Annotated in this window: 25 protein-coding genes and 1 tRNA gene; 12 read left to right on the top strand and 14 right to left on the bottom strand. The window is 42.8% G+C overall.

Features of this window, described 5'->3' with window-relative positions; translation table 11 throughout:
• The first annotated feature begins 30 nt into the window (after positions 1–30).
• From COU90_04690 to COU90_04680, 3 genes are read left to right on the top strand one after another with little or no spacing between them, the layout of a single operon-like run.
• Positions 31–1,440, top strand: coding sequence for a glutamate--tRNA ligase (locus COU90_04690; protein PJE64139.1), 1,410 nt, complete (start codon positions 31–33; stop codon positions 1,438–1,440).
• Positions 1,437–2,696 carry a hypothetical protein gene (locus tag COU90_04685; protein PJE64138.1) on the top strand — a complete coding sequence of 420 codons (1,260 nt, stop codon included), beginning with the start codon at positions 1,437–1,439 and terminating at the stop codon, positions 2,694–2,696. Before COU90_04690 ends, COU90_04685 begins: the two co-directional genes overlap by 4 nt.
• 26 nt (positions 2,697–2,722) lie before the next feature.
• The gene (locus COU90_04680; protein ID PJE64137.1) at positions 2,723–2,986 is read left to right on the top strand and encodes a hypothetical protein; all 264 of its coding nucleotides are present in this window, start codon (positions 2,723–2,725) and stop codon (positions 2,984–2,986) included.
• A 467-nt stretch (positions 2,987–3,453) separates the two neighbouring features.
• On the opposite strand, the gene COU90_04675 is transcribed toward COU90_04680, so the two are convergent.
• Entirely contained in the window at positions 3,454–3,687 is a 234-nt protein-coding gene (locus COU90_04675) for a hypothetical protein (protein ID PJE64136.1), read from the bottom strand.
• Positions 3,688–3,765: 78 nt separating this feature from the next.
• Here COU90_04675 and COU90_04670 point away from each other — a divergent pair, with 78 nt between their 5' ends.
• A complete protein-coding gene (locus COU90_04670; GenBank protein PJE64135.1) occupies positions 3,766–4,953 on the top strand; it encodes a hypothetical protein in 1,188 nt (395 codons plus the stop codon).
• A gap of 7 nt (positions 4,954–4,960) precedes the next feature.
• Here the strand turns inward: COU90_04670 and COU90_04665 are convergent, their stop codons facing one another.
• The 3 genes from COU90_04665 to COU90_04655 all read right to left on the bottom strand — a co-directional run bounded on the left by COU90_04665 (position 4,961) and on the right by COU90_04655 (position 7,614).
• The gene (locus tag COU90_04665; GenBank protein PJE64134.1) at positions 4,961–5,812 is read right to left on the bottom strand and encodes a hypothetical protein; all 852 of its coding nucleotides are present in this window, start codon (positions 5,810–5,812) and stop codon (positions 4,961–4,963) included.
• A 477-nt stretch (positions 5,813–6,289) separates the two neighbouring features.
• Positions 6,290–6,667: a hypothetical protein gene (locus tag COU90_04660; protein ID PJE64133.1), complete on the bottom strand. Its 378-nt coding sequence runs from the start codon at positions 6,665–6,667 to the stop codon at positions 6,290–6,292.
• Positions 6,668–7,236: 569 nt separating this feature from the next.
• Positions 7,237–7,614: a hypothetical protein gene (locus COU90_04655; protein ID PJE64132.1), complete on the bottom strand. Its 378-nt coding sequence runs from the start codon at positions 7,612–7,614 to the stop codon at positions 7,237–7,239.
• A gap of 44 nt (positions 7,615–7,658) precedes the next feature.
• On the opposite strand from COU90_04655, the gene COU90_04650 reads away from it, so the two are divergent.
• The gene (locus COU90_04650; protein PJE64131.1) at positions 7,659–7,931 is read left to right on the top strand and encodes a 50S ribosomal protein L27; all 273 of its coding nucleotides are present in this window, start codon (positions 7,659–7,661) and stop codon (positions 7,929–7,931) included.
• 66 nt (positions 7,932–7,997) lie between these two features.
• Here the strand turns inward: COU90_04650 and COU90_04645 are convergent, their stop codons facing one another.
• The 3 genes from COU90_04645 to COU90_04635 are packed head-to-tail and all read right to left on the bottom strand — an operon-like array spanning position 7,998 to position 11,371.
• On the bottom strand, positions 7,998–9,602 hold the full coding sequence (locus COU90_04645; protein PJE64130.1) for a CTP synthase: 1,605 nt from the start codon (positions 9,600–9,602) through the stop codon (positions 7,998–8,000).
• A 31-nt stretch (positions 9,603–9,633) separates the two neighbouring features.
• Entirely contained in the window at positions 9,634–10,083 is a 450-nt protein-coding gene (rplI, locus tag COU90_04640; protein PJE64129.1) for a 50S ribosomal protein L9, read from the bottom strand.
• Positions 10,084–10,132: 49 nt separating this feature from the next.
• A complete protein-coding gene (locus COU90_04635) occupies positions 10,133–11,371 on the bottom strand; it encodes a peptidase S41 (protein ID PJE64128.1) in 1,239 nt (412 codons plus the stop codon).
• A gap of 131 nt (positions 11,372–11,502) precedes the next feature.
• On the opposite strand from COU90_04635, the gene COU90_04630 reads away from it, so the two are divergent.
• The 4 genes from COU90_04630 to COU90_04615 all read left to right on the top strand — a co-directional run bounded on the left by COU90_04630 (position 11,503) and on the right by COU90_04615 (position 15,936).
• A complete protein-coding gene (locus COU90_04630; protein PJE64127.1) occupies positions 11,503–12,414 on the top strand; it encodes a hypothetical protein in 912 nt (303 codons plus the stop codon).
• Between the two features lie 30 nt (positions 12,415–12,444).
• Positions 12,445–13,860: a cysteine--tRNA ligase gene (locus COU90_04625; protein PJE64126.1), complete on the top strand. Its 1,416-nt coding sequence runs from the start codon at positions 12,445–12,447 to the stop codon at positions 13,858–13,860.
• 77 nt (positions 13,861–13,937) lie between these two features.
• Positions 13,938–15,338 carry a replicative DNA helicase gene (gene dnaB / locus COU90_04620; GenBank protein ID PJE64125.1) on the top strand — a complete coding sequence of 467 codons (1,401 nt, stop codon included), beginning with the start codon at positions 13,938–13,940 and terminating at the stop codon, positions 15,336–15,338.
• A complete protein-coding gene (locus tag COU90_04615) occupies positions 15,325–15,936 on the top strand; it encodes a recombination protein RecR (GenBank protein PJE64124.1) in 612 nt (203 codons plus the stop codon). The genes dnaB and COU90_04615 overlap by 14 nt, the downstream gene beginning before the upstream one ends.
• A gap of 62 nt (positions 15,937–15,998) precedes the next feature.
• Here COU90_04615 and rplU read toward each other — a convergent pair whose 3' ends face one another.
• Positions 15,999–16,307, bottom strand: coding sequence for a 50S ribosomal protein L21 (gene rplU, locus COU90_04610; protein PJE64123.1), 309 nt, complete (start codon positions 16,305–16,307; stop codon positions 15,999–16,001).
• Between the two features lie 117 nt (positions 16,308–16,424).
• Here rplU and COU90_04605 point away from each other — a divergent pair, with 117 nt between their 5' ends.
• The gene (locus COU90_04605) at positions 16,425–16,712 is read left to right on the top strand and encodes a hypothetical protein (GenBank protein ID PJE64122.1); all 288 of its coding nucleotides are present in this window, start codon (positions 16,425–16,427) and stop codon (positions 16,710–16,712) included.
• Positions 16,713–16,769: 57 nt separating this feature from the next.
• Here COU90_04605 and COU90_04600 read toward each other — a convergent pair whose 3' ends face one another.
• Together COU90_04600 and COU90_04595 are read right to left on the bottom strand one after the other, a co-directional pair.
• Entirely contained in the window at positions 16,770–17,813 is a 1,044-nt protein-coding gene (locus tag COU90_04600; protein PJE64121.1) for a DNA recombination protein RmuC, read from the bottom strand.
• Between the two features lie 7 nt (positions 17,814–17,820).
• A complete protein-coding gene (locus tag COU90_04595; protein ID PJE64120.1) occupies positions 17,821–20,493 on the bottom strand; it encodes a hypothetical protein in 2,673 nt (890 codons plus the stop codon).
• Between the two features lie 100 nt (positions 20,494–20,593).
• On the opposite strand from COU90_04595, the gene COU90_04590 reads away from it, so the two are divergent.
• Positions 20,594–20,863: a 6-O-methylguanine DNA methyltransferase gene (locus tag COU90_04590; GenBank protein ID PJE64119.1), complete on the top strand. Its 270-nt coding sequence runs from the start codon at positions 20,594–20,596 to the stop codon at positions 20,861–20,863.
• A 93-nt stretch (positions 20,864–20,956) separates the two neighbouring features.
• A complete protein-coding gene (locus tag COU90_04585) occupies positions 20,957–21,349 on the top strand; it encodes a hypothetical protein (protein ID PJE64118.1) in 393 nt (130 codons plus the stop codon).
• Positions 21,350–21,395: 46 nt separating this feature from the next.
• Here the strand turns inward: COU90_04585 and COU90_04580 are convergent, their stop codons facing one another.
• The 4 genes from COU90_04580 to COU90_04565 all read right to left on the bottom strand — a co-directional run bounded on the left by COU90_04580 (position 21,396) and on the right by COU90_04565 (position 25,131).
• Positions 21,396–22,679, bottom strand: a complete 1,284-nt coding sequence (locus tag COU90_04580; GenBank protein ID PJE64117.1) for an alpha-L-glutamate ligase-like protein — start codon at positions 22,677–22,679, stop codon at positions 21,396–21,398.
• A complete protein-coding gene (locus COU90_04575; GenBank protein PJE64116.1) occupies positions 22,666–23,610 on the bottom strand; it encodes a hypothetical protein in 945 nt (314 codons plus the stop codon). The genes COU90_04580 and COU90_04575 overlap by 14 nt, the downstream gene beginning before the upstream one ends.
• Before the next feature lie 90 nt (positions 23,611–23,700).
• Positions 23,701–23,772 (bottom strand) — tRNA-Glu (locus tag COU90_04570).
• A gap of 57 nt (positions 23,773–23,829) precedes the next feature.
• A complete protein-coding gene (locus COU90_04565) occupies positions 23,830–25,131 on the bottom strand; it encodes a hypothetical protein (protein ID PJE64115.1) in 1,302 nt (433 codons plus the stop codon).
• Positions 25,132–25,140: the final 9 nt, after the last annotated feature.

The raw sequence follows: 25,140 nt of genomic DNA, 5'->3' as shown, positions 1-25,140 counted from the left end.
CATACGTATTTACGATATACTGAAAGGCATATGATACGAACACGCATGGCCCCCAGCCCCACGGGGTGGTTTCATGTCGGTACGGCACGTACCGCACTGTTTAACTATCTTTTCACCCGTAAAAATAAGGGGATATTTGTGCTTCGCATTGAAGATACCGACAAAGAACGTTCCGAAAAACGTTATGAAGAAGATCTCATCTCAAACCTTGCATGGCTTGGTATTACATGGGATGAGTTATACCGCCAATCAGAACGCACCGATCTTTATGAAAAACATATAATAAATCTTCTAACAGAGGGAAAAGCGTTTTATTGTGCGCACACAAAAGAAGAATTGGATGCCGAGAAACATGCACAAATGCAGGATAAAAAAGCACCGCATCATCGATGTAGTCATCGTGATGAAAATCGTTCGGAAGGTATTATTCGTTTTCGCAACGATACCGAAGGAAATGTTTCGTTTGATGACAGTATCCGCGGAACCGTTACCGTAAACGCGGCTCATCTGGGCGATTTTTCCATTGCAAAAAATGTAAAAACACCCTTGTTTAACCTGGCAAATGTCGTAGATGATGTCGATATGAATATTACTCACGTTATCCGTGGAGAGGATCATATACCAAACACCCCGCGCCAAATCCTTCTTTTCCACGCTCTTGCCGCTAAAATACCCCTTTACGCTCATCTGCCACTTATATTAGGAACCGATCGTTCCAAGCTTTCAAAGCGCCATGGCGAAACATCTCTCGCCTCCTATAAGGAGATGGGCTTCCTATCAGAAGCACTTATAAACTTCATGGCACTCCTGGGATGGAGTCCGGGAAATGATAAAGAATTATTCTCAATGGATGAACTAATAAAAGAATTCTCGCTTGAACATGTCCAAAAAAGTGGCGCTATTTTTAATCAGGATAAGCTCACATGGATAAATGAGGAATATATACGCGCACTTTCTTTGAATGATCTCATGGACCGTATTCTGCCCTTTCTGAAAAAAAATATGATTCCTACAAACGATTTATCTTACACTGCCCATATTGTTGCCATAGAACAATCCCGACTTAAAACTCTTTCAGATATTACTACCGAAAGTGTTTCTTTCTTTTTTAACAATCCAGAATATGATTTTGATCTTCTTCCTTGGAAAGGACAACAAGATGTACATTCTCTCACGGAAAATCTTTCTGCTGTAATGGAGATACTACACCCGTTAGATGATACCGTATTTTCAAAAGAGCATCTGGAAACCATTATAATGCCGCTTGCTAAAAATCGTGGAATCGGCGAAACGCTATGGCCTCTCCGCGTGGCGCTTTCCGGCAGAAAAGCATCTCCCGGACCATTTGAGATAATGAGTGTCATAGGCAAAAAAATAACAATGCAACGAATAGAGTATGCGCAGATGCTTATCCAGAAAAAATTAGATCATATGCAATGAAATATGTATTTCTTATAACAGGGCTTCTCATCTCCATATCCGGCATGTTTTTCATGCCTCTCTATTCTCGTGCAGAAACAGAAGAAGATCTGCGTGCACGCATCGCGGAACGCAATAATACAATAGAAAAACTTGAAGCCGAAATTGCCGCCTATCAACAAACCCTTACCAAAACACATGAAGAAGCAAAAACACTACAAGGACAAATTGATCGAGTTAATGCCGAAATTGGTAAGTTAAATACTGATATTCGCCTCACGGAAAATCGTATTGCGGCAACCGAACTTGAACTTGAATCTTTGGGAGATGCTATTCAAACAAAAGAACAGGAAATTGATTCTGGAAAACGCGCTCTTGCTGAAATACTGCAAACCGTACATGAATACGACAGCGATTCTCTTGTAGAAATACTGCTTAGTACTGAACAAATTTCTGATTTTTTTGGTACCATGGAGGATATTCAGAATGTGGAAGAATCCATCCAAAAACATCTTGGCAACTTACGCACGTTCAAGAGCGATCTGGAAGATAAAGAAGCGGAAGAACATAGACGGAAAATAGACCTCACATCACTTAGTAGCGAGCTTGATGACAGAAAAGTTATCGAACAAAGTACAAAAAACAAAAAAGACTCCCTCCTTACGGAAACGCGCAGTAAACAAAAAGAATACGAAAATCTTGTTGCGGAACGTGAACAACAGCGACAGGCTATGCTTGATGAAATCCAAAGCATTGAAGATGAACTGCGTAAACGTATTGACCGCAATTTATTACCGACAGCACATGAAGGGGTTCTTGCTTGGCCTGTTAAAGACCCTCCCAAACTTACCCAAGGATTCGGCAACACGCCGGATTCTGCCATTCTTTATAATGGACATCCCCATAATGGCATAGATATAGGCGTACCGACCGGAACGCCGCTCTTTGCGGCTGAAAGAGGTATCGTGCTTGATGTCGGCGATACGGATGCATTCCGGGGATGTCTTTCATATGGTAAATGGGTACTTATTGAGCATTCAAACGGACTATCAACGCTCTACGCTCATTTGTCTCTCATAAAAACATCCAAAGGACAACAAGTAGCTCGGGGAGATCTTATTGGCTACTCGGGCGCCACAGGATACGCCACCGGACCACATTTACATTTTACGGTATACGATTCCAGCACCGTTCAATTTCGCGCATCCAAAGTTCCCGGGAGCAAGTGCCAATATCTCCCATACGGCGGCTACCTGAATCCTCTCGCTTATTTATAAAACTTGTCTATCCATAATTTATTTTTATGAACAAGGGATTTATTCAATCAATTATAATCATAATTTTATTACTCGTTATCATAAGCTTGCTCGGTGTAAGTTTAACATCTGTATTTAACGATAAAACGCTTCAAGAAAATTTTAAATTTGTGAGCAATGGAATCAATATTTTTTGGAATTCTTATGGAAAAGAATACGCAACTACATTTTGGAATCTTATAAAAAATACTCTCGGTAATTTAAAGGAACATAGCAATCAAACAGCAACAAGCACTTCAAGTGATGGATAGCATTTTTAAAAATTATATAATAACTACTAAATTTAATTTGTCAATGTATCGGATAGCATGTGTAGGGGAGTAGTAGCTTATGTGGGCAATTTTTTAAAGCGAGAATTATATAATAGGGGTACGCAAGGAATATAAAAAAATAAATAGAGTTATAGGACATTATATTTATTGGAACAGAAGGTGAATTAAAATAACCAATCAATAGATGACAGGCATGAATTTATACGCTAAGGAAACCATATTATATAAAAGAATATATATGTCGCAAAAGAGTTATTGTGCGACATATATATTCTTTCCTTTTCATAAAGTAAAGTAATAAAAATCGATAGATATATATATCTATCGATTACCCAATACCCCAAAGAGTATTCCAAAATTTTTTCGGAGTGGGACACTTAAGCCCCACCCATATTATTACCGTAAAGAGACCAATTCCAACAACCACCTCTTCTATTGATACCGGCTTAAGTGCCATTCCTCCAGTAAGCATTGTATGACGCCTCCTTCCAAAGAGCATGACAAATCATGCAAAAAATTGATAACAACGTGATCCCCAAAAAGATTTTCAAATCCTTTTGGATCATATCTGTTTCAAAATATATCACTAAAACAGCTATGCTTAACACTGCAAGGCCCATTGACGCACTCCATAAGAATGCGTACCCTTTCCATGTTATTTGATCTTTCTTGCCGGACATATGCCGTGAACATGCTACAATAGTCATGTATAAATCCCCTCTTTTTTATTTTTATACCATAATATAATTTTAAGTCAAATGCGTACATCCTATTCCGCACTGGAAACCTTCAAGCAATGCCCTCAACGTTATAAATTCCAAAACATAGAAAGAGTAAGGGAGCCAAAATCCAAAGAAGCTGTTTTTGGAACATTGGTGCATAGCGGCCTTCATTATATGTTCTCAAAAGATCCGCTCTTCCCTACACTGGACGAAGTTATTAACCATTTTCGTACCGCTTGGCAAAACGCAGATAAATTAAATATTACCGATGCCGAACGAAAGGCATACCTGGATCAAGGCGAACACATTTTAAAGCGCTTCTATGAAAAAAATCCTCCATGGAATTTTAATGTAGCCGACCTGGAATCCCGCTTCGAGGTTAGTATTGAAGATCCAAAAACAAACGAAACACATACACTTGCCGGTATCATGGATCGCATCGATAAACCAACGGACGACACCTATGAAATTATAGACTACAAAACGGCGCGTAAAATGAAGTCCCAAGAATCACTTAACGATGATTTACAGCTTTCCCTTTATTATCTTGGTCTTACACGCCGCTGGCCGCATATTAATCCTGATAATATCCGTCTTAGCTTGCAGTATGTAAAGCACAATGAAAAACTGACAACAACACGCAAAAAAGAGGATCTGGATCATATTAAAGAAACTGTTTTAGAAACCATTCGCGCCATAGAAACGAGCATAAAAGAGGACGCCTTCCCTGCCCAACCGACACCTCTCTGTGATTGGTGTGGATATAAAGCCATATGTCCGGCGTGGAAATTCCTCTATACGAAAAAGGCTGTCATAGAACCACCCATTGAAGAAATACTCACGGAATTTTTTGCCCTTAAAAAACAAAGTACAAGAACAACCAAACGTATTGCCGAGCTACAGACACATATAAAAACATATATGGAAAAAGAAGGCGTTACGCGTGTATTTGGCGCGGAAGGTATTGTGGCTAAAAAATTACAGGAGAGGTTTACCTACAATTTTGATAAAGTAAAAGAAATTCTAACAGCCGCGGGGCGTATGGATATATGGGAACTCCTTCTCTCCCCTGATGAAAAAGTTCTTAAAAAAATAGTGAAGGAACTACCTCCCCAAATGAAACATGATATAGAAGATACCAAAGAACTCGTCAAGCGTTTTGATGTGCTTACTATAAGCACAAAAGTAGAGGAAATGGAGGAAGGAGAAGTCGAGGAGACGTAGCATTCCCCTACCTTGCCAAAAATTGTGCGTATGCAATGGAAACAAGAACGATACCGAACGCAATACTTTTTTTGCGATGCGGTTTTTCCTTGAGATACAGTATAGATGCCGCATATACCAACAGTGGCTGTAAGGAAAATAATAAAACCGTATATACCACGCCAAGACGCTGATATCCATAATAATATAATATCCAACTAATCGACGTTAATGTATTTGTGGCTAAAAGAAACAAAAAAACATTCCGCGGCACACGCCTTACTTGTTGCCAAAAAAGTATAGTAAATATAAGAGCTAAGACACCGGACCGCACCAATTCAAGAGCAATGGGATTCCAAACTGAAAGAAGCTCTTTTGAAAGTATTGCACTCACCGGCGCATAGATAAAATACCACAAAAAAAACAACCAGGTACCGCGTACCATACGAAAATGATGCCGTTGCCAATGCGCCCAAATCACAGCGCTAGACGCCACTAATGCCGGTATAAGAATAGAGAAATTACGCTCATCGACAAAAAGAATACTTGAAACAATTAATACCGGTATCGCATTTATAAGGCTTATCGTTTCTATTTCTCCAAGCGAATCACCATCAAGTGCTCGATAAAAGAATATATTGGTAATAGCAGTGCCAACAACCGAGATAATAAGAAACAACGGCAAGTATCCCGAAAATAACTCCGATGTAATGGGGGGCCGGAATAGTAGAAAAATAATACTCGTTATACCGAATATAAGCGGCATACTAACACCCGTATACATACGAAACCCCACCCGGCGCATAGATAAAATCTTTTTATCGAGCGTAAACGATACCGATTGCAAGATAGCCGCCACAACAGGAAGTAATGCATTCATGATTAGATAGTAACACGTGATATGCGGTAGATAGTAGGTAAAACAAAAATCGGAAGTCTTGCTTCCGATTTTTGTTTTATTCTCTTAGCCGACAAAGGGCTGCGAGCTCATGTCATATCATTTCCCCAACAATATGAACGAATTATGCGAGGAGAGAGAATCTGAACGCATAACTCTCATAAACTCACAGCCCTCTAACGACGTTTTTAAAAAAATTATCCGGATAAGATGATGTCCCTATGTTTGTATATTATTTATAGTCCTCATCTTTCCTTTCACGAGGTTTAACCTCGTGAAGATTAGAAAAGAATATGGGAATATATCAAAATATACTGCAGTAATTGTTGTCCGATCATTTTTCTTGTAGCGCGTAACCTGTAACTCATCACCTACTCGGAACCCACCTCCCTTCGGAAATGAATTCAGTTGTAGGGGGAAGGTTTTTACGCTTCCCCAGTTCTTTTTCGAACAAACTTTTTACTTTTCCAAGTATCCAAGTTTATTCGAAATCTCCCTACTGGTTCCCGTCACCCATAATATGGGTGTTTTCTTTTGGTGCCCGGCCTCCGGCCAGGCCTTCAGAATCAATGTACCATTGACTTTTACAAACAAAAACCAACCAGTTGTGCGGAAGTCCACACCGGACTTCCACTGGAGCATCCCGAGATCGGGATGGTCCATCGTTTTCCATCCCCGTCGCGAGGTTCTCGAAAACCTCGCGGCGTCTAACACTTCAAGAACATTCATAATATCCGCTCCGGATATCATGTCTCCGGCAATGCTCGCATCTCCACGAGCCAACCCCGAGATAGTATACACGAACCATCCATTCCATTGAATAGCTTTTTGTGTCATTTAACACCTCCTGCCAGCGCTTCTACGCTAGTTTTTTGTTAAGCGGAATTTTTTCATCGTTCCGCGAGGTTAAAGAACATTTCCCCAGATTAATTCCAGAGAAAATGATGAAGATAGTGAGTATCAGGGTCGTATAATATATTAATACCCTTACTCGTTATTCTCTCTCCATCATTCTTTCGAGAACTATACAAAAAGCGATGTTGGAAAACCTCATAAAGATTACTGCTTGCGCAGTCTTCTCATTACGAACATGCTTTCACATACTCTTAGGAGAGGTTCTCCAACATCGCTTTTCATTATTGGTTTCTCTCCCCTTTTTTAATGATGGCTGTATTCTAACATATTTATATTTAAATGTCAATAGTAATCCCTGGGATCTTCGTAAAACTCCAAAAAAAACCTTATTTTACAGTGATTTTTCTACTTATATCAAAGCTAGCTTGGACCACATAAGAGAATTTTTCTGTTTGAATGCAGTTCAAGACGCGAAGGGAAAATGTAAGAGTATACGTCGTTGAGGATTTTCCCGTCGCAACGCAGAAATGCGTCAAACAGGAAATTCTTACTTAAAGTCCGGAGCAACCAGAGGCTATAGTATATCCGGCTTTTTCCGCTTCCTCCGGCGTATCAAACCAGATCTTATTTTTCTCGGAAAGGCGAGAAACTCCCCCACACCAGGGGTAATAATAACGTGTACCCTTACTACTTGCCGCTATAAGCCCCGAAAGACCTTCTGCGGCAATATATGCCCTCAGAGCCGACTCCTCCTCCACTGCCCTGGAAACTTCCCTCATGCGTATGGGGTATTTTTCCCCCTGCGCGCCGTATATATAAAATAGGCCAGCAATGAGCATTATACCTAAAAAGACACTTAAAAAGAGAATTATATCACCTTCTTTTTTGCTTACAAATTCCTTGACCTTACGTCCTATATTTGGTATCATTTCAGTCATATATATCTTATATCCGTATATAGTATCAATAAACCATGGCACATACAAAATCGGGTGGATCTACAAATAACCTCCGGGACTCACAGCCTAAATATCGCGGCGTAAAGCTTTCGGACGGACAAGAAGCGCGTCCGGGCAGTATTCTTTATCGCCAAACAGGATCACGTGTCCTCGCCGGGGAGGGTGTTAAGCAGGGGCGTGATTTTACCTTGTTTGCAATAAAAAAAGGTATTGTAAAATTTACAGAACGCCGTAAAATGAACTTTAATGGAAGTGTTACAAAACGCAAGGTCATTAGTGTTGTTTAGCGAAAGGTAAAAACCGAAAAAGAACAGAAGTTAAAAAACTCCATAGGTGGAGTTTTTGTTTGTCCATTATGCGGAACTTTTCTTGATAGCCGCACGAATAAATGCAAGAAACAACGGATGCGGATCCAAAAACCGTGATTGCAGTTCCGGATGAAATTGCGTCGCCACAAAAAAAGGATGATCGGGAAGTTCGATGATTTCAACAAGCCCACGCTCCGGATTTATACCCGACACAACGAGACCTTTTCGCTCCAAACGTTCCCGATATACATCATTCACCTCATAACGATGTCGATGTCGTTCATTTACACGCACATGTCCGTAGGCGTCTGCCGCACGCGTACCGTTTTTTAGTTTACAGGCATAGGAACCAAGGCGCATAGAGCCGCCCAAATTTTTTTCCTTAATATTCTCCTCCTGTTCCGGCATAACATCGATAACGGGATATTTCGTTTCCGGATCGACTTCCGTTGTATTTGCATCAGCCATACGACACACATGCCGTGCAAATTCTATTACCGCCATCTGTAATCCATAACAAAGCCCAAGATACGGCATATTATTTTTACGGCAAAATTCCACCACAGCAACCTTTCCCTCCACACCGCGTGCTCCAAATCCGCCCGGAATAACAATACCGTCAAACTGTGAAAGCTCTTCGAGTGCATCAGGATGTTCCTCATATGTTTCGGCATTAAGCCATACAAGCTCCGGCGCACGCTTTTCCGCCCATGCGGCGTTCTTTAAGGCCTCAATAACGGATATATACGCATCCGAAAGAAGAAAAGCCCCCGTTCCAAAATACTTTCCCACAATACCGATACGTATCGGTCTTGTAACACGCTGGGCTACGCAAAGAGCCTGCTTCCACTCATCCATACCATTTTTTGCCCGACGCGGTTTTTTGATATTAAATTTTTTCAGCAAGCGATCACTTAGCTTGTCTTTCTCAAACGTAAGCGGAATCTCGTAAATACAGGAAGTGTCAGGTGCGGAAATAATATCCTGTTCCTGCATATTACAAAAAATGGATACTTTCTTTTTACGCGGCTTATCAAGCGGCATACTGGAACGGGCAATAATAATATCCGGCTGAATCCCTGCCGTGTTAAGAGAGCGCACGGCATACTGCGTTGGTTTTGTCTTCATTTCACCTATCATGCTTGGCACGGGAAAATAACTTACCATCACAAAAAGCACATCTCCCGGATATTTAAGCCGCATCATACGCCCCGCTTCAAGAAATAATAAGTTTTGATACTCCCCCACCGTGCCGCCAATTTCAATCAAAACAAAATCGGCTTTTGTTTTATGTCCGGCGAATTCAATACGACGTATTACCTCTTCCGGTACATGAGGTACTACCTCTACGCATTTTCCGTCAAATTCTAAATTGCGCTCCTTCGTAATAACCGACAAATACACCGCCCCCGTCGTCATGTAATTATATCCGTACAAATCCTGGTTCAGAAACCGTTCATAGTTGCCAATATCCTGATCACATTCCATGCCATCTTTCGTGACAAAAACCTCCCCATGTTCAACGGGGTTCATAGTGCCGGCATCGACATTAATGTAGGGATCTATTTTGAGTGCCGTTACGGCGTATCCACGTGCCTGTAGAATCTTTGCAATGGAGGAAGTTGTAATACCCTTGCCAATGCCGGACATAACTCCCCCTACCACAAAAATGTAACGTGTATTATTCAAGTTTATCGACTACTAGCCGGATAACACCGGTAATATTCCCTGCAAACTCCAACGGCACTTCATGCATGCCGGATGTTTTAATATGCTCACTTAAAAGAATATGATGCTTTTCTATAAGATTATATCCTCTTTCATGCAAAACGCGTACAATATCATCCTCACTCACGGATCCAAATAAATGACCTTCCTCATTCGCTTTTTCTGCTATATGAATTTCTTCGGTATTGAGCTTCTCTACGAGTATCTTATATTCTTCTTTTCGTTTTTCATCCTCGCCGATGCGCCGCTTTTGTATCACTTCCGCCTGTTTTTCAAGTGCCGGCGTTGCTATTTTTGCAAGCCTGCGCGGCATCAAAAAGTTACGAAAATACCCATCCGCCACATTGCGTATATCTCCGGCACGGCCAACTTTTGGTACGTCTTTTTCGAGAATAACCTTCATATCTTTCCAGTGTATCTTATTTTTTCCCTTATTTCAAGTACCCAAAATATTATAATCCCCGAACCAATTCAAGAGCCAGGTCTAACTGCGGATCACGTATATTTTCAATATCATCTGCCGTTATTTTAACTTCCACATCAACACTCAAACCGTTACCCGAAAGGAGCGTGCCATTTGGCGTAAGCCATCGGGCTATTGTTACTTTCAACGAAGAGTTTTTCGTAACCGGAACTAATTCCTGAACAGATCCTTTACCAAATGTTGTTTCTCCCACCAACATAATATTTTTCTGATCCCGAAGCGCGCCTGCTAAAATTTCAGAAGCGGATGCCGATCCCTGATTAACCAAAACAACCACCGGAATATCAGCAAGAGCATTATATCCCCGACTTCTGTGCGCGTGCTCGGAATTGTCCCCAAATTGTTCACGTGCCACTATTTTCCCCGATTCTAAAAACCAACTCGCAATATCAACGGCGGCATCCAGAAATCCGCCCGGATTGTTTCTTAAATCAAGAACCAGCCGGTTAGACCCGCTCTCTGCCATTTTTTGGAGAGCATTACGAAATTCTACCGGTGAATTCTCTGAAAAACTATGCAGACGTATTACAAAAACACCTCCATCGTGCTGTTCGGTCTCAATAATGGAAATCTTTATGGTATCCCGTGTAATTTCTACTGTGCGAGTAGCATCCTCATTTCCCCTAAGAACAGTAAGCGCCACCATCGTCCCCTTCTCGCCGCGAATAAGTTTAACCGCTTCATCTAGCGTAAGGTCTGATGTAATAACATCATCCACCTGCAAAATACGATCTCCGGCAAGGAGGCCGGCGGCGGCGGCGGGAGAACCCGCAAGAGGCGAAATGACCGTTAAGATGCCTTTACGGATTCCTATTTCAGCACCGATACCTTCAAACTTTCCGGAAATTTCCGAGTCAAAAAATTCCTTCTCTTCGGGTGGCAAAAATACCGTGTATGGATCTCCTACTGCCTTTACCATGCCGGAAATAGCACCGTACAAAAGCTCTTCCCGATTAATCTCAACGCCCGCTACATATTTTTCTTCCAAAATATTCCATGCTGTCCAAAAGGCTGTAAAATCAACTTCCGGCGGTTTTGCCGTTTCCTTATTATATACACTTGTCACCTTCTCGATTGCCGGGCGCTGACTAACGCCAACATATACACCAAAACCAAAACCGGCGCCTATAATAACAAGCGCCATAACCAATATACGCATACGTCTCACTAATTCCATACGGCTCATTATGACAAAATGAAAGGACATCAGTCAATGAACGAACATTGCCATTGCCTCTACGCCTCTACTGCGTATAATAGAGGTATAAAACTTATCCATGATTAATTAGGTACGTCACCGTAAACAGCGTTTTTCGGAATTCGTACCTCTGCACCCACATGACGAAAACGATTCATGGCGATGCGTTCGTTTGGACACATCTTAAAAAACCTAAAGAAGAAGATCTCGTAACATTTGCTCAAAAGCATGATATTCACCCTTTGTTGGCGGATGAGCTTACTCATCCGACGTTCCGCCCAAAGGTAGAGCAATACGATAACTTCCTATACCTTATTTTACACTTCCCCGTATATAACGATCACGATTCCAATCATGGAAAGGAGATTGATTTCCTTATAGGAAAAGATTTCTTAATAACAACCCAATACCACGTCATTCCGGCACTGGAAGAATTTATAGAAACCGTAACGAACAACAAACGCATTGCGAAACAATATCTCGCCGGCGCACCCGGCGAACTTTTGTACCACTTACTTTCCTATTTGTTTACCAATGCTCTTACAGAACTTGAGACAATGGATAAAAAAATCACTCGCATGGAAAGCCGTATTTTCAAAGAACCCAGCCAGGATCTTATCGAAGACATTTCTATATTGCGCCGCGAAATTCTTGATTTTCGTCGTACTATGCAACCGCAGGAAAGCATTCTGGCGTCGTTTGAAAAAGAAGGAATATTATTTTTCGGAAATGATATGCGTCCGTATATAACCCGCATTGTAAGTGATTATGTGCGTGTATGGCACATTCTTGAAAATCATAAAGAAACCATCGAAGCATTACATGAAACAAATGCATCTCTTATTTCCATGCGTACGGCTGAAATTACGAAAAATCTTACCATTATGGCATTCATCACCTTTCCACTCACTCTTCTTGCAAGCCTGTTCGGAATGAACACAAAAACATTTCCTATCGTGGGCCTTCCCCATGATTTCTGGATCATAATAGGTATTATGTTTGCAGGCATCGTAACAATGTATTTCTTTTTCCGGCACAGAGGATGGATATAATTTCTCTGTATTATCACATTATCTCCATACATGCCTCTTACTATCTACAATACGCTTATACGAAAAAAAGAAATATTCAAACCCCTCCAAAAGGGGTCTGTTGGTCTTTATACGTGTGGCCCCACCGTATACAATTACGCGCATATCGGTAACCTGCGGACTTATATCTTTGAAGATATTCTCAAGCGTACACTAAAAGCGAATGGATACACCGTAAAGCATGTCATGAACATAACGGATGTGGGCCATCTTACATCGGACGAAGATACGGGTGAAGATAAAGTGGAACAGGAAGCACGCAAACAAAAAAAAACCGCTTCGGATATAGCGCGTATGTATGAAAATGCCTTTAAGCAAGATAATGAAGATTTAAATATTCTCCCACCGCAAATATGGTGTCGCGCCACGGAACATATTACCGAGCAAATTAATCTTATACAAACACTCGAAAAAAAGGGGTTTACCTACAAAACATCAGACGGTATTTATTTCGACACATCCCGTTTTCCGGACTACGGCATACTGGCAAAAAAGAACATTGCGGGTATACAACCCGGTATGCGCGTAAATGAACGTGAAAAAAAGAATCCGACCGATTTTGCGTTATGGAAATTCTCACCAAAAGAAGAAAAACGTCAAATGGAGTGGGAATCTCCCTGGGGCATCGGCTTTCCGGGCTGGCATATAGAATGTTCCGCCATGAGCATGAAATACCTTGGCACCTCCTTCGATATTCACTGTGGAGGTATTGATCATATTCAGATACACCACACAAACGAAATAGCCCAATCCGAAGCGGCAACGGGAAAAGAACTCGCCCGTTACTGGCTTCATGGAGAATTTTTGGAATTAAAAGACGGAAAAATGGCAAAATCGGAAGGTACCGGCATTACACTCGCTACCCTGAAAGAAAAAGGATTTGATCCTCTGGATTTCCGTTTATTGGTACTCGGTACACATTATCGTACAAAACTGCGTTTTTCCTGGGAAGCACTACAGGCCGCTCGAACAGAACGCTTGCGTCTCGTAAACTTCTATCGGTGGCTGAAGGACGAATGGAATACTTCTCCTCAAAAAGAAACAGTTGATTATAAAAAATATAGAGATGAATTTTTACACTCTATAAACAATGATTTAAATGTACCTAGCGCGCTTAGTACTGTTTGGAATCTTATTCATGACTACTGGCGATCTGGGGCGGGTAATAATTATGAAGATATTATAAAAATACTGGATGAATTTGACAGTATACTTGGACTAAAAATTAAGGATTCGCAATTGGAAATCCCCCAAAATATTAAAGCCCTACAAAAAGAACGCGATATTGCCCGCGAAACAAAAAATTGGGAAGAGGCGGATCAATTACGCTTAAAAATAAATGAGGCCGGATGGGATGTTAGCGACAGAACTGACGGATCTTTTGTTTACCCTACATTCGGATCATAACTCCTCATTTATGCACCTCTCATCCCCTTTTTGGTAAATTAGTAAAATAGGGGGATCTTTCCTATAATGATAGAACTATGGCTCAACAACCTATCCATGAAAATAAGGTTCAACCCTCTCCTTTTAATGTCCGAGTTCCTCCTCAAAACACTGAGGCCGAAATGTCGGTTTTAGGATCGTTAATGCTTGATAAAGATGCCTTCAATAAAATTGCTGATATTCTGGCACCCGAACATTTTTATAACGACAAGCACCGAATAATTTTTGAGGCAATAATGGATCTTATAGAAAAACGGGAACCAATCGACATACTTGCCCTGTCAAACCGCCTCCGTGAAAAAAAACTCCTCGATATTGCCGGTGGCGTGAGTTATCTGACATCTCTGGTAAATACAGTGCCTACTGCAAGCAATATAGTAAACTATGCCGAAATCGTACATAGAAAATATGTCCTCCGAAGCATCATAAAAACTTCCGGAGAAATAAGCCAATTAGGGTATCAAGAATCGGATGAAGTGGAGTTGCTTCTGGATGAAGCCGAAAAAAAGATATTCAGCATTTCCCACGGATCGCTTCGTCAGCGTTTTATTCCCGTTGCCGAAACCACCGACGGCGCATGGGATCGTTTTGAAAAAATGCAGTCCGGCGGTGAACGTCTCCGTGGCGTTTCCACCGGATTTAACGGCATAGATAATTTGCTTTCCGGCTTACAATCCTCCGATCTGGTTATCTTAGCCGCACGTCCTTCCGTCGGTAAAACTACATTTGCACTCGATATAGCGCGTCATGCGGCTATAAAATCGCAAATTCCCGTAGGGATTTTCAGCCTGGAAATGTCCACGGAACAGGTCGTGGATCGTCTTATTGCATCCGAGGCACAGGTAGATTCCTGGCGCCTTCGTACCGGACGTATTCCGCATGATTCCGATGATTTTTTCCGTATTCGCGACGCACTGGACCGTCTGTCAAAATCTCCGCTTTATATCGATGACGAGCCATCTAATACCGTCCTGCAAATGCGTGCCATGGCGCGTCGCCTGCAAGCAGAACATGGCCTCGGACTTATCATTGTAGATTATCTCCAGCTTATTACATGGCATAAAAGCTCATCTGACAGCTTGGTCCGAGAAATAACGGAAATATCCCGTGCATTAAAAGCACTTGCCCGTGAACTCTCCGTTCCCGTACTCGCCCTCTCCCAACTCTCCCGTGCGGTAGAACAGCGCCATCCCGCCATCCCACGACTATCCGACCTGCGTGATTCGGGCAGTATCGAGCAGGATGCTGATGTGGTGATGTTTCTCTACCGCGAGGACCGCTATAAAGACGACAGCGATAATAAAAATATTGTTGAGGTACAGATTGCCAAACATCGCAACGGACCACTTGGAAAGGTGGGTCTGTTCTTCAACCAGGAAAAGATCTCTTTCCAAGATATGGAAAAAGGTTCCACCGAACAATCGTATGGCGTATCCTAAACGACTCAAATATCTTATAGACCATTTACGCGAGCTTCCCGGCATTGGACCGCGTCAGGCAGTCCGTCTTTCATACGCACTTGCCAAAAAGGACGCCTCATATCTGAAACGCTTTGCAGAAGACATACGCGCCCTTTCCGACGATATAATCCAGTGCTCGCTTTGTTTTCGTATGACCGAACGACATACCAATACTACCCGGTGCGATATTTGCCTGTCCGAAAGCAGAAATAAAAATATTATTCTTGTTGTTGAAAAAGAATCAGATGTTGAAGTATTCGAATCTTCCGGCACATATACCGGTCTCTATCATGTAACGGGAGGTTCTATTTCTCCTCTGGAAAAAAGTCCCGGCGAAAAACTCCATTTGCGCGAGCTTTTCGAACGCATTAAGGCGTTTAAGGACCCATCCTCCGTAGAAGTTATTGTGGCAACATCCAATACCCTCCCCGGCAATCAGACGGCAAATTACATAGAACGTATTTTGGATCCCCTTCCCGCCAAGCTCACCCGTCTCGGTCGCGGACTTTCTACAGGCGCTGAAATTGAATATGCAGATATACTGACCCTAGACGCCGCCCTCAAAAACAGAACATAGGGCTTCGCCAACTTTGAGGTACGCCTCCATAAAAAATCCCGCGGGGATTGCGCGGGATTTTACTATGCTATATTTGTGATTTCCACTTCGGTATAACACTGTCTATGTCCTTTTTTTCGGCGATGACGCGTTTTTGAATGAAAGCGCAAATTCGTTATCTTCCGACTGCGTCCGGATCCCATTATCTTTGCGGTTACCACAGCTCCCGGCACCGTCGGTTCTCCCACCGTGGTAGACGCGTCATCCGATACAAGTAACACTTCTTCAAATGTAACAGTCCCCTCTTCCTGGGGTAGCTTTTCTATCTTCAGTTTTACACCGGGCTCAACAATATATTGTTTTCCTCCCGTTTTTATTACCGCAATTGCCATAAGATTTATTTAAGATTTAGTCTGCAAAATATAGCAGATAAACGATTATATGTACATATTGACATATTTTTTCTATATTGTAAAGTACTTAAAAACATGCCTTAAAGGAGCTTAGTTATGCGTTACGTAATTCCCGCATTCGACAATGTGGATTATCTTAATGATGAAAAAACCGCGACTGATACCCCTTCTATTAAGGTCCGTACCGAATGCACGGAACCGAAATACGTGGCCTTTATCATTATACCTCCTTATGTTCCCACTAACGAAGTACCGAAAACGCTCGAGAAACTCGGATGGCAAATTCATCCAAGTCAAGGACTCGTGACGCCATCAAAAATGCATCTTACGCAGTGCAACGGGCCATATAATATATATGGCCAACGTGTAAGAACCGGAGCATAGCAATATGCTCTTTTTTTATGGAAAAAAGGGGTACCGACCCTTTCATCACCACACTTTCTAATTTTCTTCGTCCCCACCGTGCGGTTTTTCTATCAGTAAAGGATCTATAGCATTACCCTCCCCCGTTATGCGAAGCATATCTTTATCTATTTTTTTGAATTCTTTGTATCCCGTATTATACGTATTTACCACCGTACCCATCTGTGTCCCCAGTTTTTGCATATAAGAATCATACGTTAAGAGATGTTTCTGAAGAACTTCCACGTTCTTTCTTATCTCTTTTGCCGATTCTTCTATTTTTAGCGCCCGAAGCCCGTGAAGAACTGTCTGTAAATATGCCAAAAATGATGTCGGCGAAACAACAATAACATTTTTCTTAAAGGCATATTCCACCAAATCCATGGCAGATACTTGTACTGCTCCCACCTTACTTACCAGTAAATCGTAATAAATTCCCTCCGACGGAATGAACATCATGGCGAAATCCATAGTATTTTCCATCGGCTTTATATACTTTGAAGTTTCGTCGATACGCATTTTTAAATCCTGCTTGAATACTTTTTCCAGACGATCATGCTCCGAAGCATCCTGTGCCACACGCAGACGTTCATAGTTTTCCAAAGAAAATTTGGAATCAATGGGAATAATTTTCTCACCCGCAAATACAACCGCATCTACAATACTCCCATCAGCAAACGGATACTGCATCTGATAACTGCCCGGTGGGAGTACATTTTTAAGAACCGTCTCCAAATAATATTCGCCCAATACACCCCGTTGTTTGGGGTTACGAAGAATATCCTGTAAATTCTTCAGCTGATCGGCAAATCCCACCACTTGCTTGTTCGTCTCTTCGAGGCGCACCAATTTTTCGGTAAGATCCTTTGACGCACGCATACTCTCATGAAATTGTGATTGCATATGCACCGCTGATTCTCCCAAGCGCTTATCAAGCGTGCGTGTAATTTCATTCATCTGATTTTGAAGTATTGTGAGTGCTCCACTATCCTCCGGCTGTTTTTTTGCGCGCAGTAAAAGCCAGATTACAACAATAACACCGATGACTAAAACCCCTAAAAAAATGATAAATATAGTATTCATGGAAACGTTACTTACCTCCGATAGCGCTTTTTCTCCTTATATATCTTTTTCCCACTTCAATAAGAATAACATCAATTATGCCAAGAGCGACAATAAGACCTACTTCAAGCGAATCAAGAGTCGTTACCGAGAGAAGCTCGCCCAATGCCGGAATATAAAACACACTTAACAGTAATGCCACGCTAAGCGCAAAGGCAAACAGAAAAAAGGGATTGGAAAACGCGCGAATACGCCAAAAAGGACGACGCAAACTACGCAGTGAATAAGCAAAAAAGAGAGAATCGACGGTAAGTCCCACAAACATAATGGTACGAATATTTTCTATGGTGTATCCTAACCGCGAAAGGAAAAGGAAAAGCCCGAATAAAAGAACATCCGTTACAACGCCTATTACTAAAATAAGAAACCACATCTCCCGCGTTATAATGTGTCCGCCTTTTCGCGGCTTTTGCTTCATAACATCATCTTCCTCCGGCTCAAGCGCAAAAGCGAAGTTAAGAAGCCCTTCCCCCACCAGATTCGTCCATAAAATTTGCGATGCAAGAACCGGCAAAGGAAACCCAAAAAGAAGCGCTCCGCCCACTAAAATAATTTCAGTAAACCCGGTTGCAAACACAAACGTAATAACCTTTCGCAGATTATCCACAATAACACGTCCCTGTTTGATTGCCGCTACCAATGCCGCAAAACTGTTCTCAAGAAGTACCACGTCCGCCGCCTCCTTCGCTACCTCCGTACCGGAACCAAGCGCCACACCCACATCGGCACGCTTAAGAGCGGGGGCATCATTCACGCCGTCCCCCGTCATAGCGACAATAGCACCCCGTCTCTGCCATGCCTCGGCAATGCGTAGTTTTTGATGGGGAAGTACACGCGCATACACACCTATGTCCGGCGCACGTGCTTGCAAAGTTTCATCATCCATAGCTTCCAAATCCTTTCCTTCAAGTACAATCTGACTATCAACATCAATACCAATTTCCTGCCCGATTTTTCGTGCGGTAAGTTTATGATCCCCCGTCATGATAATAGGACGAAGCCCTGCTTGTTTCGCAAGAGCAATGGATTCCGCCGCATCCGGACGAAGAGGATCGTGAAAAGCGATAAAGCCCACGAATGTAAGGCCTTCCAACAGCTCTTCTCCGCTGTCGGACGGAATAACGGACATAGTCTCCTTTTTAAACCCGACCGCCACCACCCGATTTCCGTCGGATGTCATGCGTTCATATTCTTCCCGCAAAAAACCGCATCGTATTTTTGAAAGAATAGTCGTACTTTTTTCCATTTGTACGCGCGCCGCATGCGCAAGAATGAGTTCGGGTGCTCCCGTAACATATAACGTTGTTCCCGTCTTTATCCCTTTATGCAGGGACGCCGCAAATCGCCGTTCCGATTCAAACGGTAAAAAATCCAACTTTGGTTCTTTTAAAAGCGCATCTGTTAACCGCACTCCCCCCTGAATACCTGCAAGTAAAAGCGCTTTATCCGTAGGCGTACCGCGCACCTGCCATTCAGCCAAATCGGCTTCCGGATTTTCTATAAATGCGTCCGACGTAAATACGCCGATATGAAGCGCGAAAGTATTCCCTGTGTGTTCAATAGGGGTGTCTCCCGCCGGTTTTTTCTGAAACAGATGAAATGCCGTCTGTACGGCTGAGACCTGCATGCGTCCCTGCGTAAGAGTACCTGTTTTATCGGTAAGAATAATACTTGTAGATCCAAGCGTTTCCGCGGCAGTTAATTTTTTCACCAATCCCCCACGCTTTAAGATGCGTTCCATGCCAAGAGCCAAAATAACCGTAACGGCAATTGGAAGGCCTTCCGGAACGGCAGCCACTGCAATCGCTACAGATGTGATAAACATTTCCGCAACGGACTGTCCGCGCAAAACACCCAAGAAAAATATTAATATCACCGTTGCTAAAACAAACATACTGATTGTTTTAGCAAGAGATGCCATACTCTTTTGAAGCGGCGTGCGGACCTTTCTCGTCTCACCTACCAGCAAGCTTATCTTTCCAAATTGGGTATCATTCGCCGTATTCACCACAAGCACCCGTGCCCATCCATCCTCCATAAGGGTCCCCGCCCACACCATATTCGTCCGATCCGTGAGATGTGTTTCCGGTGGCACTACTCCCGGCATTTTATCTATATCAATCCACTCACCTGTAAGAGCGGATTCATTAACGCGCACGTTTCGCGCTTCCATAATACGCGCATCCGCCGGAACAGAATCCCCCGTGCGAAGTACAACAACATCTCCCGGCACAATTTGTGCCGATTCTATCTGTTGTTCATGTCCGCCCCGCAGTACCACCGCATGTTTTGTAACATGTTCCTGCAGTTTGGCAAACGCCCGCGATGCACGCCCCTCTTGTATTACACCGACAAAAGCATTAACAACAATGGTGAGAAAAATAATGGTGGCATCGGTATACTCTCCTAAAAAGAAGGAAATACCTCCCGCTCCCATCAAAATGATAATAAGGGGGTTTTTAAATTGGTGCCATATAATGGAAAGAAGACGAAACTCCTGCTTTTTTGTTATGCGATTTTCCCCCCATCTGGCAAGACGGCGAGCGGCTTCCTGCGAAGAAAGTCCGGCATGTACATCAACCTCTAAAAGCTGTTTAATGTCTTTTTCACTTATTGTATGCCATTCTTTTTTATTCTGCATATGTACATGGTACCACGTGATAAGTGGATGGATAAAGGAAAAAGCGCATCCACTATAACAAACTTTTTTTTGAATGCAAATATGGTACGCTTATACGCATATGAAATCATTTCGTGAACGTGTTCTTGCCACAGTTGCTCGAATACCCAAGGGTACTGTTATGTCGTATAAAGAGGTGGCTATAGTGGCCGGAAACCCCGGAGCCGCACGCGCCGTTGGCATAATCATGAAGCAAAATTTCAATCCGGATATTCCCTGTCACCGCGTTATTCGTTCTGATGGTACTATCGGAGGATATAATCGCGGTGCGGAACGGAAAAAAGAACTCTTAAAAAAGGAAGGTGCGTACGAAAAACATAATCTTCGGTAGTGGTATATTGTTCTCAAAAAACTATTGACTTTTTTTCAGTATAGTGTACAAATGTGATAGATCATCCTTTTAAATTGAAATGGAGGAGTTATTATGTGGAGGACAATATACCGCTTGTATCGGGAACATACAACCCCTATCGAAGAAATGCGTGAGCAAATTAAAAGCAGTCATATCGCTTTTATGCTGGCAAAAATTCTTGAAACCGGATTTGATTCTAAAAAGCAAAAAGGATATATAGAAGAGCAAAGCGTTCACCTGACTGACTGCTATGCATGTAGCGCTTTATGTCTTATATTTACATCTCCTAATATAACCAAAAGCTTATCTGTCCGCCTTGCGGTGGATGCGGTACGCCAACTTATAGAACAAAATACACCCTATCCTTCGACGTATCTTGCAAAGCTCCGAAGGGTCATTTTAAAAAGCCTTCTTTTGATAGATTTAAAACAAATTATTCTAAAAAGATCCTTCTTAAAGAGCTAATGTATGTCACTCCATAATCAACACCCTGCCACCAGCGGGGTTTTTATTATCTGCGGGAGTACTTATTGGGATCCACCAGAAATCCTTTCAGATCGCGCCTGCCGATAATAATGGGAAAACGCATATGCGCCCTATCAACGAAAGAAGCAATTGTTTTAATTTCTTTTCCGCGGATGCGAAGAGTTACCTTTGCCGTGTGCCGTTCTTGAGAACCGGCCCCCGCTTTTACGAAAATGCGCTCATCACGCACATGAAGATCAAGCTCGCGCACAAGCGCACTATCAAGAGATGTACGATATGCGCCCGTGTCGATTTTTGCAAATACCGTTTTGCGTTTTTTATTGCTTCCTATTATTTGTATTTTTTCAATTACGGAAAGGATATTATCCTTAACCGGCACAACTTCCAAAACCGCTTCCGCAAATAATTTTTTTGCAATATCAATGCCCTTCTCAACGGAATTAACCTTTAAATCTGCTACGCGCTCGAGCCGTGTACGAAGAGACTCGCCATTGGCGAGCTGAACCGTAAGTCCCGGCCGGGCATTCACCTCAAGCACAAGTGGACCTTTTGTTTCATCAACAACAATATCAATACCCGCATATCCAAGACCAGACGCCTCCTGGGTACGCGCGGCAATGGATATTATTTCATCCCATCGAGGAATTTTTATACCGCGAACTTTTATCCTGTTTGTTCCCGGAATATAGAGCGTTTCACTGTTGTGATGTATGCCTTTTGTGGTAATGCCGGTGCGTAAATCAATGCCGATACCCAGTGCTCCCATATGCAAATTCGCACGCCCGGCGGATTCTACCGTCGGCAGACGAAGCATCGCCATAATGGGAACACGATTGCACACAATAACGCGAATATCAGGCACGCCTCCCGCGCTTATTTTACGCAGACTGTTTTGAATAATAATCCGCTCTTCCAGGAAGGCATGGTCCGGTAAGCTATCTATGGAATGGGCACCATCGAGAATATCAAATATTTTTGACTCGAGATCATGTATAGTAATTTCGTTGCCATGGATATCATGTCCGCTCACCTCTTTCCAATCGTATACAACAAGAATACCTTCGCCGCCGTACCCGCGCGCAGGCTTTAAAACAAAATCCCCTGATAATGAACTCCAGTCAAACGTGCGAATATTATGAGGGGAGCGAAAAACCGCCAGCGACGTTCCGGTTGGAATACCGGACGCAATAAGATAATTTTTCGTGGCTAATTTATCATCAGCCCGCCGCTTTGCATGCGCTTTGTTATACTTACTTAAGTAGAGAAAGTTGCGCGCATTCATCCCCAATACGATTTTACTCACTGGCATGCGCGTTGAAATTATGAAAACGAAGAACTTCTGATAATCGAAGGCCGAAATACCGACCCATAATAATATTGATAGGAATAATGAGGAGAATTACCTCCGGATACACGATAAGCATATTGCGCACACCATCCAAGGTTGCCAGCAGGAAGCCGAATAATCCGAGAGTAATGGTAACCGTTATAATGATAAATGCTTCGCGCATGCTTTTATGCAATTGAACCGAAACAATTGAATCCCCCAGAAGCGTCAGTATTAATATGGGGAAAATGGAGAGATCTTGAACATTTCCCAAACCAAGCTCAATACTTATAGCAAGAGCCGCAAAAACCGTAAGGGACAAAAGAAGCATAGAAAGCGAACGCTTTGGATAGTGCATTATAGAAACGCGGCGAAGTAACATACGCGATACAAAAGATGCCGCCACTACCGTCATTAAAATAATACCCCCAATAACAACGCCCACCGCAACAAATACATACGCAAGAGCAATGGGTACAAGCATTTCAAGACTAGGCAGACCTATTATAACGCGAATAAACGCCACCAAAGCGGCAAGAACGGGCAGAAGTAAAATAAGCACGATGGTATTCGCGGGAACACCTATACGTATGGAATGTTGTACCAACCACCCGCCGAACGAAAACAAACCCGGCTGTGCAATAGGGCGTTTTTCGAGAAGCCGTAAGATGGCTTCTTTTTCCTGATCCTGTTCGGGACGCGTAAGATCTTTCGCATCCAACAACCCCTGAACGTTTTGAATAAGAATAGTGCCCTCCTGTGCGGTAGTGGAAGCGGAAGAACTGGCATGTTCATTCCGGGTAACAACCGCCGTATTGGGAACGATATCAGCAAAAACAACATGAGACACACTCGCGCCGAACATACCGCACACCGACAGTATAATCATTAGACAACGAAGTAAGATATTCATATCGCTTTTTTAATTATATAACATGACACGTAAAAAGCATTCGTACATCGCAACATCATTACGTATTTACAGGTATAATGTGTTTATAAGCGGCCCCACGGGGAATCGAACCCCGATTTCCAGGATGAGAACCTGGCGTCCTAACCGTTAGACGATAGGGCCAAAGACATAGTAAAAAGCACTGTGCAGGATATCAGAAAATCACGTTATATTCAACAGCTATGTCTTTGTCTTCCAATAAGAATCCTGCCTTACAAGCAAATCACCCGCATCCTCCGGATGCGCCATTATCTCCTCCACAACTTTCTCCATCCGCATAGACTGTGAACCTTTCACTAAAATAACATCTCCCGGTTCCATTATGCTTTGCAGATAACTCCCCGCCTCTTCTGCGGAAACACACTCAACCACATCGGTCTTTTTCATGCCGCGTGCGCGTGCTTCTTGTGCAATGAATTTAGCGCGTGGTCCCACTGTAATAAGCACGTTTGCGATCGGAGCCGCCAGCATACCCATCGATTCATGCGCCTTGATGGTAAACTTGCCAATCTCAAGCATATCGGCCAAAACCGCAATGCGCCGCACTCCCGGCATATCTTTTAGCGTATCAAGCGCGGCATGCATTGCCATAGGACTCGCGTTATATGTATCGTCCAAAATCCAACTTTCTTTAATACCGGGAAGAAGCCGCAAACGTCCGGGAGACGGCATATAATTTTTTTCAAGCGCGCGCGCAATATCAACCATATTCATATTAAGACTTAAACCAACCGCAACAGCCGCTCCGATAACATACATCTGCTGTTTACCAAATACGCCTTCCAAATGTATAGGCACGCTTGTCCCCCGATAATCTGCCTTACAGGCAATACCCTTCGGAATAACATGATGCTCTTTACCGGTCGTGGTAAGCTTATATCCCGACACATGCACATCGGCCCCGCGCCCTACCCCAAACGTACGCACCGTACCATGCGCTTCGGCGCGCATATCATGCACAACATCATCATCGCTATTTAAAATAACGTACCCGTCGGAGGAGACGGCACGCACAATACGCCCTTTTTCAAGAGCAAGCTCTTTAGGACCGGCAAAAAACTCCACATGAACCGGAATGTCTCCTATTGCCGTTACAACGGCGATATCCGGCTTTGCGAGTGACACCATAACATCCATATCTCCCGGATGATCAACACCCATTTCCACAATAACCATTTCCGGATAATCAGATGCCATCAGCGTCATAATCCCCTTTCCGATATTGCTTATCCACCCCGCGGGATTATTCCACTCCGACACAAGTCCGAGAATGGTAAGCGAAACACCCCACTCCATACTATTGTAACTCTTGGGACTCTTGCGTACGGTGTATTTTTCTTTTAACACGGCGTAAATAGCCTCTTTTGTTGATGTTTTCCCAACACTCCCCGTAATGGCAATAATTTTGGGGTGAAAACGCTTTAGCACCATTTTTGCCTGTACACGAAATATATACTGGAGTATTTTTTTTGCTATGTTCATATAACCTCC

The organism is Candidatus Ryanbacteria bacterium CG10_big_fil_rev_8_21_14_0_10_43_42, assembly GCA_002793915.1.
GTDB lineage: Bacteria > Patescibacteriota > Minisyncoccia > Ryanbacterales > 2-02-FULL-48-12 > 1-14-0-10-43-42.
Note: the sequence above shows the minus strand (reverse complement) of the source record. Positions and strands in the feature narration are given on the sequence as shown.

Coding starts and splice junctions, on each gene's coding strand:
- COU90_04690 (PJE64139.1), top strand. CDS start 31: ATGATACGAACACGCATGGCCCCCAGCCCCACGGGGTGGTTTCATGTC.
- COU90_04685 (PJE64138.1), top strand. CDS start 1,437: ATGAAATATGTATTTCTTATAACAGGGCTTCTCATCTCCATATCCGGC.
- COU90_04680 (PJE64137.1), top strand. CDS start 2,723: ATGAACAAGGGATTTATTCAATCAATTATAATCATAATTTTATTACTC.
- COU90_04675 (PJE64136.1), bottom strand. CDS start 3,687: ATGTCCGGCAAGAAAGATCAAATAACATGGAAAGGGTACGCATTCTTA.
- COU90_04670 (PJE64135.1), top strand. CDS start 3,766: ATGCGTACATCCTATTCCGCACTGGAAACCTTCAAGCAATGCCCTCAA.
- COU90_04665 (PJE64134.1), bottom strand. CDS start 5,812: ATGAATGCATTACTTCCTGTTGTGGCGGCTATCTTGCAATCGGTATCG.
- COU90_04660 (PJE64133.1), bottom strand. CDS start 6,667: ATGACACAAAAAGCTATTCAATGGAATGGATGGTTCGTGTATACTATC.
- COU90_04655 (PJE64132.1), bottom strand. CDS start 7,614: ATGATACCAAATATAGGACGTAAGGTCAAGGAATTTGTAAGCAAAAAA.
- COU90_04650 (PJE64131.1), top strand. CDS start 7,659: ATGGCACATACAAAATCGGGTGGATCTACAAATAACCTCCGGGACTCA.
- COU90_04645 (PJE64130.1), bottom strand. CDS start 9,602: ATGTCCGGCATTGGCAAGGGTATTACAACTTCCTCCATTGCAAAGATT.
- rplI (PJE64129.1), bottom strand. CDS start 10,083: ATGAAGGTTATTCTCGAAAAAGACGTACCAAAAGTTGGCCGTGCCGGA.
- COU90_04635 (PJE64128.1), bottom strand. CDS start 11,371: ATGTCCTTTCATTTTGTCATAATGAGCCGTATGGAATTAGTGAGACGT.
- COU90_04630 (PJE64127.1), top strand. CDS start 11,503: ATGACGAAAACGATTCATGGCGATGCGTTCGTTTGGACACATCTTAAA.
- COU90_04625 (PJE64126.1), top strand. CDS start 12,445: ATGCCTCTTACTATCTACAATACGCTTATACGAAAAAAAGAAATATTC.
- dnaB (PJE64125.1), top strand. CDS start 13,938: ATGGCTCAACAACCTATCCATGAAAATAAGGTTCAACCCTCTCCTTTT.
- COU90_04615 (PJE64124.1), top strand. CDS start 15,325: ATGGCGTATCCTAAACGACTCAAATATCTTATAGACCATTTACGCGAG.
- rplU (PJE64123.1), bottom strand. CDS start 16,307: ATGGCAATTGCGGTAATAAAAACGGGAGGAAAACAATATATTGTTGAG.
- COU90_04605 (PJE64122.1), top strand. CDS start 16,425: ATGCGTTACGTAATTCCCGCATTCGACAATGTGGATTATCTTAATGAT.
- COU90_04600 (PJE64121.1), bottom strand. CDS start 17,813: ATGAATACTATATTTATCATTTTTTTAGGGGTTTTAGTCATCGGTGTT.
- COU90_04595 (PJE64120.1), bottom strand. CDS start 20,493: ATGCAGAATAAAAAAGAATGGCATACAATAAGTGAAAAAGACATTAAA.
- COU90_04590 (PJE64119.1), top strand. CDS start 20,594: ATGAAATCATTTCGTGAACGTGTTCTTGCCACAGTTGCTCGAATACCC.
- COU90_04585 (PJE64118.1), top strand. CDS start 20,957: ATGTGGAGGACAATATACCGCTTGTATCGGGAACATACAACCCCTATC.
- COU90_04580 (PJE64117.1), bottom strand. CDS start 22,679: ATGCCAGTGAGTAAAATCGTATTGGGGATGAATGCGCGCAACTTTCTC.
- COU90_04575 (PJE64116.1), bottom strand. CDS start 23,610: ATGAATATCTTACTTCGTTGTCTAATGATTATACTGTCGGTGTGCGGT.
- COU90_04565 (PJE64115.1), bottom strand. CDS start 25,131: ATGAACATAGCAAAAAAAATACTCCAGTATATATTTCGTGTACAGGCA.